This window comes from Pontibacter mucosus (assembly GCF_003054055.1).
Classification (GTDB): domain Bacteria; phylum Bacteroidota; class Bacteroidia; order Cytophagales; family Hymenobacteraceae; genus Pontibacter; species Pontibacter mucosus.
The window spans coordinates 209,000-218,472 of the sequence record NZ_QBKI01000009.1; the positions used below are offsets into that span (position 1 = coordinate 209,000).

The 9,473-nt window shown below is 57.8% G+C and carries 8 protein-coding genes; 4 read left to right on the top strand and 4 right to left on the bottom strand.

Annotation, left to right across the window (positions count from 1 at the left end; genetic code table 11):
- Positions 1 to 10 precede the first annotated feature (10 nt).
- Genes traK through C8N40_RS17505 form a run of 4 tightly spaced genes read left to right on the top strand, consistent with a single transcriptional unit; the run spans position 11 to position 3,624 of the window.
- Entirely contained in the window at positions 11 to 628 is a 618-nt protein-coding gene (gene traK / locus C8N40_RS17490; RefSeq protein WP_108213099.1) for a conjugative transposon protein TraK, read from the top strand.
- Positions 629 to 683: 55 nt separating this feature from the next.
- Positions 684 to 1,937, top strand: coding sequence for a conjugative transposon protein TraM (gene traM / locus C8N40_RS17495; RefSeq protein WP_108213100.1), 1,254 nt, complete (start codon positions 684 to 686; stop codon positions 1,935 to 1,937).
- A gap of 37 nt (positions 1,938 to 1,974) precedes the next feature.
- On the top strand, positions 1,975 to 2,799 hold the full coding sequence (gene traN, locus C8N40_RS17500) for a conjugative transposon protein TraN (protein WP_108213101.1): 825 nt from the start codon (positions 1,975 to 1,977) through the stop codon (positions 2,797 to 2,799).
- A gap of 45 nt (positions 2,800 to 2,844) precedes the next feature.
- Positions 2,845 to 3,624, top strand: a complete 780-nt coding sequence (locus C8N40_RS17505) for a hypothetical protein (RefSeq protein WP_108213102.1) — start codon at positions 2,845 to 2,847, stop codon at positions 3,622 to 3,624.
- A gap of 616 nt (positions 3,625 to 4,240) precedes the next feature.
- On the opposite strand, the gene C8N40_RS17515 is transcribed toward C8N40_RS17505, so the two are convergent.
- The 4 genes from C8N40_RS17515 to C8N40_RS17530 form a co-directional block, all read right to left on the bottom strand.
- On the bottom strand, positions 4,241 to 5,629 hold the full coding sequence (locus C8N40_RS17515) for an FGGY-family carbohydrate kinase (RefSeq protein ID WP_108213104.1): 1,389 nt from the start codon (positions 5,627 to 5,629) through the stop codon (positions 4,241 to 4,243).
- Between the two features lie 2 nt (positions 5,630 to 5,631).
- The gene (locus C8N40_RS17520) at positions 5,632 to 6,906 is read right to left on the bottom strand and encodes a sugar isomerase (protein WP_108213105.1); all 1,275 of its coding nucleotides are present in this window, start codon (positions 6,904 to 6,906) and stop codon (positions 5,632 to 5,634) included.
- A 150-nt stretch (positions 6,907 to 7,056) separates the two neighbouring features.
- The gene (locus C8N40_RS17525; protein ID WP_108213116.1) at positions 7,057 to 9,183 is read right to left on the bottom strand and encodes a bifunctional aldolase/short-chain dehydrogenase; all 2,127 of its coding nucleotides are present in this window, start codon (positions 9,181 to 9,183) and stop codon (positions 7,057 to 7,059) included.
- Between the two features lie 98 nt (positions 9,184 to 9,281).
- Positions 9,282 to 9,473: GMC oxidoreductase (locus C8N40_RS17530; protein ID WP_146173591.1), on the bottom strand; the 192-nt coding region annotated here is incomplete at its 5' end.

Sequence of the window (9,473 nt, forward strand, 5' to 3'; positions counted from 1 at the left end):
CCCTTTCACCATGTTCAGGAAATTTCAGCACATCGATTCCGCCTTCCGCTACATCCGCGCTTTCAGCCTGGCGCTGGTGCTAAGCTGCGCCGCGGTCAGCAGCATAGCCATTTACTACAGCTTCCGGCAGGTACGGGCCGCGCAGGAGCGCATCTACATTCTGGCGGGGGGCAAAGCCCTCGAGGCTTTCGCCTCCGGAAGCCGGGAGAACCTCCCGGTGGAGGCCCGGGAGCACGTACGCACCTTCCACCAGTATTTTTTTACGCTCTCCCCCGATGACAAAGCCATAGAGGCAACCATGGCCAGGGCCCTGTACCTGGCAGACCACTCGGCCAAACAGGCCTATGACAACCTGCGGGAGAGCGGCTACTTTTCCAACCTGATCACAGGCAATATCAGCCAGGAGATAACGATTGACAGCGTGCAGGTAGACATGGGGCAGGCACCCCTCCGCTTTCGCTGCTACGCCCACCAGAAGCTCGTGCGCACCACCTCCGTGATGACGCGCAACCTTATCACGGAAGGCTTCCTGCGCCCGGTGTCCCGCTCAGACAATAACCCCCACGGCTTCCTGATAGAACGCTGGACCACCCTGGAGAACAAACACCTGCATACCAGGGCCCGCTGACATGCGCCGGCCCATCATCTCCGACACTTATCTTCCATCTTAAACCATACAGCCCATGAACTCACCATCAGATGCCAAGCTTCGCCAACGGAAATTCTTCCTTGTCCTGCCCCTGCTCGTGCTGCCTTTCCTGACCATGGCCTTCTGGGCGCTCGGGGGCGGCCAGGGCACCCCCTTTCGGCTTCCTGACGCTACCGGGATCGGCGGCCTCAGCCTGTCGCTCCCGGACCCGCAGTTCAAGCACGGGAAAGGACAGGACAAACTCAGCCTCTACGAGCAGGCCCGGCGCAGCCTCCCCAAACAAGTAACTACGCTCGAAGAACAGGTAATGCCAGAGCCAGGAATAGTCCCCCCGGAGGCAGTTGCCGTGGCTGCACCCGACCTGCTTTCCCTCCCCGCTGCATCGCCTGAAGGCGCGGCAGAAGACGCAGGCAATCTTTCCCCGGCTTCAAAGGAAGAAGCAATCGACCAGCGCCTCGCCCAACTCTCGGCTTTGGCAGCCGGCGCCGCACCAGCCCCCAAAGCCATTCCGCCCGTCATGCAGCCCATCCAACCCAACGCCCGCTTCAGCCAGGACGTCGACAGGCTGGAGGCGATGATGCAGCGCATGGCCAGCCCCGGCGCCCCAAACCCGGAAATGCAGCAAATGGAGGCCCTGCTAGAGCGCATCCTCGATATACAGCACCCCGAGCGCCTGAAGGGACAGGCAGCGGAGCAAGCGCCACAGGAACCGCCGCCCGCCCTGGCAGTGGCAGGCTCCCGGCAGGCAGCCATCACGCTGCTGGGAGCTTCCGAGGCCCCGGCAGCCGGGTTTCACACTATGCAGGCCTCACCGCCACTTCATCAGGTAAGCGCTAATACTGTGGAGGCGGTGATCCCCACCACCCAAACCCTCACCGCAGGCGCCCTGGTCAGGCTGCGCCTGGTGGAAGACCTGCAGCTGGAGGGCCGCCTTGTGCCCCGGGGTAGCCTGCTCTACGGCACCTGCCGCCTCCGCGGGGAACGGCTCACCATCGAAATAAACTCCGTGCTATTTGACAAGACAACGCTGACCGTTGCCTTGACAGCCTATGATCTGGACGGGCAGGAAGGCATCTTTATTCCGGGGGCTCACGCCCGGGAAGCGGCCCGGCAGGGTGCAGGTCGTGCCCTGCAGCAAAGCCTGCAGCTGCCCTCCCTTTCCCCATCCCTGGGGGCTCAGGCCACAGGCGCCGGCATTGCCGCCGCCCGGGACATGATCAGCCGCCAGACCCGGCAGGTGAAAGTGACGCTGAAGGCTGGCCACCGCCTGCTCCTCCAAAACCGATGAACACCCCTCCGTTTTTCCATCAAAACCAGCTCATACCATGAAAAATACAAGCCCGCTTTTCTTCCTGTGCCTGCTCTTGCTGCACTTGCATACCTATGCCCAACAGGGCGTGCAGCCCCTGCTGGAGCTAAGTGACCGACAGACCACCAGCCTGGTCTTCCCCTACCCTGTTCTGAGCGTGGACCGGGGCAGTGGCGATATCCTGGCGCAGGTTCCCAAACAGGCAACCAACGTGCTCCAGCTCAAAGCCGCGCGGGAAAATTTCCCTGCCACGAACCTGACGGTCATCACCGCAGACGGCAAGCTTTATAGTCTTCTCGTGCGCTACGCTGCTGTTCCCCCTGCCACCCTGGTTCCCCTGCCCCTCCTGCAGGCAGCCCAGGCCACTGTGCTGCTGCCTGGCGGCAGGCTGAATGAAGCCCAGCTGGAAAGTATCTTCCGCCAGCTGCCTGACGACACCCGGCTTTACCGCGGCATCAAGGACAAGGCGGGCGGCATCCACGTCGCCCTGGAAGGAATCTATACCACAGGGAATACCCTGATCTACCGGCTGGTGCTCCACAACACCTCCGCCCTGCCTTACGAGCTGGAGGCCGCGCGCTTTGCCACCCGGGACAGGCAGCAGGCCAGGCGCACGGCCACCCAGGAAGTCGAGCTGCTGCCCTATTACGACAAGGGCATGCGGGATGCCGTGGTGGAAGCCGGGGCTTCCAGGATCCTGTGGTTTGCCCTGGAACGGTTTCCCCTCGGTACGGGGAAAGAACAGGTCATCGAACTCTACGAAGGCAAGGGCTCCCGGCACCTGACCCTCCGGCTGCGCGACAGACACCTGCAGCGGGCCTGCCCCCTGGTTTTCAACTGATACCTGAACCTGAGTACCTGTTTATAACCCCTAAAAACTTATCCCATGAACACGAAAAACCTTGATTACCTGAAAGACGAACTCAAGTACACCGGCTTTGGGGAGCAGCTCTACGGCGATTTGGAGCAGCAGCTCCGGGCGCAGGCCCCGCAGTTTCAGTTACAGCTGCAGCTGAGCTACCACAACGGCACGGTGGACCACACCCTGCACTTTCGCCGGTCAGACCAGACAGACAGATACTTTTTTAACAAGTATGAGGCGACCCTGCGCTCACCTGACCCGGAGCAGGACAGGAGCCATACCTTCTACATCAACCGGAACGGCGGCATCACCACCAAGGAAGCTTATAACCTGCTGCAGGGGCGAGCGGTGTACAAAGAGCTGCTCAACGCAGAGAACCAGCCCTACAAGGCCTGGGTACAGCTGGACCTTAAGAACCGGGAACCCTCCGGCAACTACAAGGTCAAGCAGTACCATGACAACTACGGCTATGACCTGGAGAAGACCCTGCAGCGGTTCCATATCAGGGAGCTGCAGGACCCGCAGCAAAAGGAGCTGCTGCTCTACTCCCTGCGCAAGGGCAACCAGCACCCTGTGACGGCGCTGGAGGAGGGCTATGAGGTCAGACGCTTCATCGAGGCCAGCCCCCAGTTCAAAACCATCAACGTCTACAACGAGCAGCGACACCAGGTGATGCGGGAGACTATCCAGCGCCAGGAACCCCGGCAGCAAATGGACACAAAGCAGCGGGAAGAAGCGCCCGCTGAGAAGCTAAAGGAGGAGGCAGACAAGCGGCAGTCCCGCAGGAAGGGCATGTCGGTGTAGCCATACGCTGTCACCAGCGGCTTGCTGGCCCTGTTCTGCCTTCAGGAAACGTAGCTCCAGCATTCAGGTGCTGGAGCTACGCTGATCATAAGGGTAATCTTTCCGGGCGTTTCTTCGGGCCTTTTACACAGGTATCCTGTAGAGGCCTGCCCTCAAGCAAGGGGATGCATTGCCTTGAAGGCTTTCTGGAAGTAGGGCTTGTAAGCATACAGCTTGGGATAGGTATAGATAAGAGGATACGTATAAATACGTACAGGCATAAACACTTAGCCCATGGGACAGATTCAGTACTTACCACAGCCAGAATGTGTTATTGCCATGCTTACCATGCCTAAACTGGAAGGCAGGTTTAGCACGGCCACAACGTATGAGGTGGCACGGAACTCTATCTGGACATTTGCCTACGTCGCCCCATATCAACAAGAAAGTCATATCCAAGCAGCGTATGGCTGCCCTGGCCACCGCCAAGGCTACTTACGAGCCGCTCCCTTTCTCTAGCATCACCGTAGACTTTCTACTATACCACCTCCGGCCCAGCTTTTCAAACAAACGAAGGGTAGCAATGGCTGTCTTCGGGTACAATTGTTCTAATAGCAGGGAATAAATAGGCCGATCTTCATATACTGGTGTCATGCGTTACGGCATAGTATTTTAGTGCAATGATGTCGCGGGGCATTTGTTTTGTGTTCCAGTGCCGGTGAATGGTCAGCGCCGTGCCGATGGCCGTTGCCTGTGCCATGGAAGCAGCGAACACTTCTTTCTCAGGGTAAAAGGAGGCCAGCAGGTTCATGTAAATGGGGTTCTTGCTAAACCCGCCGTCCACAAAAACCCGCTTCACGACAGCCCCCTCCAGCACCAGTTGCGTAGAGGCCACCTGCTGCGTCACCAGGTCAAGGATAAGCTGGTGATAAGCCTCTACATCGCAGGCGAATGAGGACAGGTCCCGCCGCCCAAACAATGACACGTGTCCTTGAGGCTCACCCCGCCTGGCGACGGAGAATGCCTCCCGCTGTAGTTTACTGATCATCTCCGGTTCAAAGGCTACCGCTTTGTAGCGGGCGGTATTCTGGTTGAAATGCGCCGCGATGCGCTTTACCTGCTGCTCGTGCTCGTAGCCCCCAAAGAACCTGGATGCCTTCACAGGCTTGCCTTTGTACTGCAGGTAGCAGAGGCAGTCGTTTTGCAGCTCCTCTGCCGTCAGGGGAGTAGTATTGAAAGGGTTTAAACTGATACACCAGGTTCCGGTAGAGAGGAGCACAAAAGGCTCCTGAAAATTCACCAGGTATGGAATCAGGGCAGCTGAGCTGTCGTGCAGGCCAACCCCTACCGCGTAGCTATGGCCCTGGAAAGCCACTGGCACCACGCTGTCTGGCGAAACCAAGGGCGCCAGCTTTTCCAGGATACCCTCCTTGCTCACCCATTCGTGGTAGCCGCCCTTCGTGAAGTCCCAAAGGTTAGTGTGGCAGCCAATACTTGTGATTTCCGAAAAGGCTCTCCCTGAAATAAGGTAACTCAGGTACTGCGGCAGGTGCAGGGCGTATTTTATCTTATGGAAAAGCTCCGGCTTCTCATATTTCAGGCGATAGAGCTGCATGCCCGAGTTCAGGCTTCCCAGCACAGGAGATGCTGTCTGCCTGGAGAACTGCTCATCTCCCCCATAAGTGTTATAGAACTGCCTCTTGAGCTGCTCGGGATAAGGTTTCAGGTAATTATACAACGGGGACAGCGGTGCCCCATCCTCATCCACATACACAAAGCTCGCCCCATAGGTAGAAAAGTTCACGGCCTTTACCGCGAACTCCTGCCTGCTGAAAACTTCCCTGAGTGAATCGAACATGCCTAACCGCAGGCTTTCCAGGTTCTCGCAGGCGTCCCCGTCCTCATCCACTGTCTCCAGAAAGCGTGCCGATTTCTCGTGCACAATCTTGTAGTGCTCATTGAAGAGAAACAGTTTTTTGTTGGTTTTGCCTACATCGAAAACAGCAATTACTGGTGTCTGTTGCATCGCTATAAACCAGAGGCTACCGTTTTAAGCCCCCGTTCCTGCACGAGCTGATCCCTGACCCTTGATTTACGGTAAAAGCCCAAGGGAGCCAGGGCGCCTCCTGCGCGCAGGCGCGCCTCCGCCACAAGCGGACGCACATCGGTCCGGAAGGCCTCCTGCAGGATCTCCTGGCAGCGCACCACATCATTTTCCTGCTGCGCCTCCGCCAAGCCCTCCCGGTTCACGAGCAGGGCCTGCGTATAGGCCAGCATAATAGCCTCCACGGACTGCAGTAAGTCTTCTAAAGGATCTTTCACATTGTGGGCTGCGTCAATCATCCAGCCCAGGCTGGTGGCATGTTCCATGCCCCGGGCATCCATGCCCTCGACCAGCTCATTAAAGATAAGGAACAGCTGATAGGGCTTAATGCTGCCGGTGGTCAGGTCATCATCGGCATACTTGGAGTCGTTAAAGTGAAAGCCGCCCAGCTTACCCTCCATCAGCAGCAGCGCCACTATCTGTTCGATATTGGCATTGGGCAGATGATGTCCCAGGTCCACCAGAGTGTAGGCCTTCGGTCCCAGTTTGCTGGCCAGCAGGTAGGATTGGCCCCAGTCGCCGATGGTGGTGGAGTAGAAATTCGGCTCAAAAGCCTTATATTCCACGTACATCTTCCAGTTTTCGGGTAAGGCCGCGTACACTTCCTCCAGGCTCTCCAGGGTGTTCCTGAAGGCTTTCCGGAAGTTCAGTTGCCCCGGGAAGCAGGAGCCGTCCGCCAGCCACACCGTAAGGGAGTTAGAGCCGAGTGCCATGCCGTGCTTGATCACGTCTATGTTATGCTCCACTGCCTGGCGCCTTACCGACTTGTCCACATGCTGCATGGAACCAAACTTGTAACTGCCTGCCTGGCCGGGCTGATCCTGGAAAGTATTCGAGTTCATGGCATCGAACCTTAGCCCATGTTGCGCCGCCAGGGCCTTGATAGCTGCGTAATCCTGCGGTATATCCCAGGGAATATGCAGGGAGATGGCGCCGCTGGAGCGGTTCAGGGCATGCAGCAGGCCGATATCCTCAATCTTTTCCTCCAGACTACGCGGCTCGCCCCCTCCAGAAAACCGTCCGAAGCGCGTAGCTCCCGTACCCAGGGCCCAGCTCGGTATGGCAATCTGGAAGTCTATCAGCTTCTGAAGAATACTCTCCGGGTCCTTTACGGAGGAGGCGGCAAAGGCAAACTTCCGCTCATGCGCTGCACTGTGGAGGTGGTTGAACTCCTCTATCCGGTACTTTTCAATCTGCATGGTTGATTCGGTTAAGCTAGGTAAAACATCATATCAAAGGAGTGAATCCCAATGGCCACCCTATCGCATTTCCAGTGGGTCCGCCAGGATTAGGTGAGGCAGCCGGCATTGTGCCGTTCAGGTACAGACCCCGCATGCAGCCTGCAAAATTCACCGCACGAAAGCCATCGCCACCCCGCCGTCTACATTAAGCACATTGCCTGTGGATTTGCTGAGCAAACCGCCCACAAAGGCAAAACAGGCGTTGGCAATGTCCTCGGGTAGTATGACCTGCCCGAGCAGGGTGCGCTTGGCGTAGAAAGCAGGCAGTTCCTCTACCGTGATGCCATAGGCTTTGGCGCGGCCCTCGGCCCAGCCGCCAGCCCAGATGTTACTTTCGCTGATCACCGCATCCGGGTTCACCACGTTTACGCGTATGCCATCGCCTCCCAACTCAGCAGCATTCAGTCTGCTCAGGTGCAGCTGTGCGGCCTTCGCAGAGCCATAGCCCGTGTTGTTCGGACCAGACACCAGCGCGTTCTTACTCACAATGTTGAGCACATCGCCTCCGGTTGCCTGTCTGCGCATGACGTCCACGGCGGCCTGCGTTACCAGGAACTGTCCCTTTACCAGCACTTCGTACAGCAGGTCCCAATCTTTCTCGGTGTGATCTTCCAGAGGCTTCGATATGGAAAGGCCGGCGTTGTTCACGAGGATATCGACCCCTCCAAACGCCAGTGCAGCTGTTTGGAAGGTCTCCTGTATTTGCTCCCGCCTGGTTACGTCCAGCACAACCGTAGTATAGGCATCCTTGCCATAGGCTGACCTGAACTCCTCCCCTGCCCCTTGCAGGCGCGCCTCGTTCATATCGTTGAGGATGACCACGGCCCCCTCCTCCACAAATTTCCTGGCAATAGCTTTCCCAATGCCACCAGCACTGCCTGTTACCAAGGCTATTTTTCCGGAGAGCGGCTTTGGCTTTGGCATGCGCTGCAGCTTGGCCTCCTCCAGTAGCCAATATTCGATGTCAAAAGCTTCCTGCCGCGGCAGCGAGGTGTATGTTGAAATAGCCTCTGCCCCTCTCATGACATTGATGGCATTGATGTAAAACTCAGAGGCGACACGAGCCGTCTGTTTGTCTTTGGCAAAGGCAAAAAGTCCCACGCCCGGGTAAAGTATAATCACCGGGTTCCGGTCACGGATGGGCGGGCTGTCCGGATGCCTGTGCTTTTCATAATAGTTGGTGTACATCCGGCGGTATCCCTCAAAGGCCGGCTTGAGCTTCTCTTGCACCACCCTGAAGTCCGACAAATCCTCACCTGGCTTAAGGTCCAGGACCAGGGGACTGATCTTGGTGCGCAGGAAATGGTCCGGGCAGCTGGTACCCATCGGGGCCAGCCTCTCCAGGTCGTTGGAATTAATGAATTCCAGCACGCGGGGATCATCGGTAAAATGGCCGACCATGTGACGCTCACTGGAGCACAGTCCGCGCAGCACAGGGGCAAGCGCCGCCGCCTGTTTTCTTCTGTCTGCTTCCGCCAGGCTCTGTATCCTGGCTCCCCCGAAAACAGGTTTTCCCTGAGCGCTGTGCCGCTCCAGGTAGGCGGCACAGCGCTCAACGACCTCCAGCGTGTTGATATAACTTTCATAGGCCGTATCACCCCAGGTAAACAGGCCATGCGAACCCAGCATGATGCCCCTGATGCCCGGGTTCTCCTCCAGGCACTGGCGCAGCCTTACCCCCAGGTCAAACCCCGGTCGCTGCCAATCTACCCATCCGATACTTCCCCTAAACAGTTCCTCAGTGATGGTTTTACCGTCTCTGGAGGCCGCGATGGCAATAGCCGCATCAGGGTGCAGGTGGTCGATATGCCTGAATGGAAGAAGCCCATGCAAAGGCGTGTCAATCGAGGGCGCCTTTGACTCCAGATCGAAAAGGCAGTGGTTAAAGAGCGCTACCATCTCGTCTTCATGCGCCTTTCCAGGGTACACCTTCCTCAGGCTTCTGAGCCGGTCCACGTACAGTGCCGCCAGGCCGCTGCGCGTCAGGGTGCCCAGGTCTCCGCCGGAGCCCTTTACCCACATCACCTCCGACTCCTCCCCTGTTAAAGGGTCCCGGGCCATGGCCTTGCAGGAGGTATTCCCCCCACCATAGTTCGTCAGCCGCAGGTCTGCGCCCAGCAAGTTGGACCGGTAGATCAGCAGAGCTACCTCATCCCCGGCCAGGCGGGCCGCAGCTTCCTCATCCCATAGATAGCTTACATGCTCAAAAGAGGTGTTCGCAGTTAGTTCAGACATATGCTTCATATATGTATCGTTTGGCTTCCCTGGATGGCAGTCATGCCTGCTTAACCTTTCGGGCGGCATTCTTTTGTGAAGCCTGTTTTAGCTCATTTTTACAGATTTCCCTTCTTCATCTCGCTCACGGCATAGTCGGCGGCGCGGGCCGTCAGGGCCATGTAGGTGAGCGAGGGGTTCTGGGTGGAAGTGGAAGTCATGCAGGCGCCATCCGTCACGAACACGTTCTTGCAGGCGTGCAGCTGGTTATACTTGTTCAGCAGCGAGGTCTTCGGGTCGTGGCCCATCCG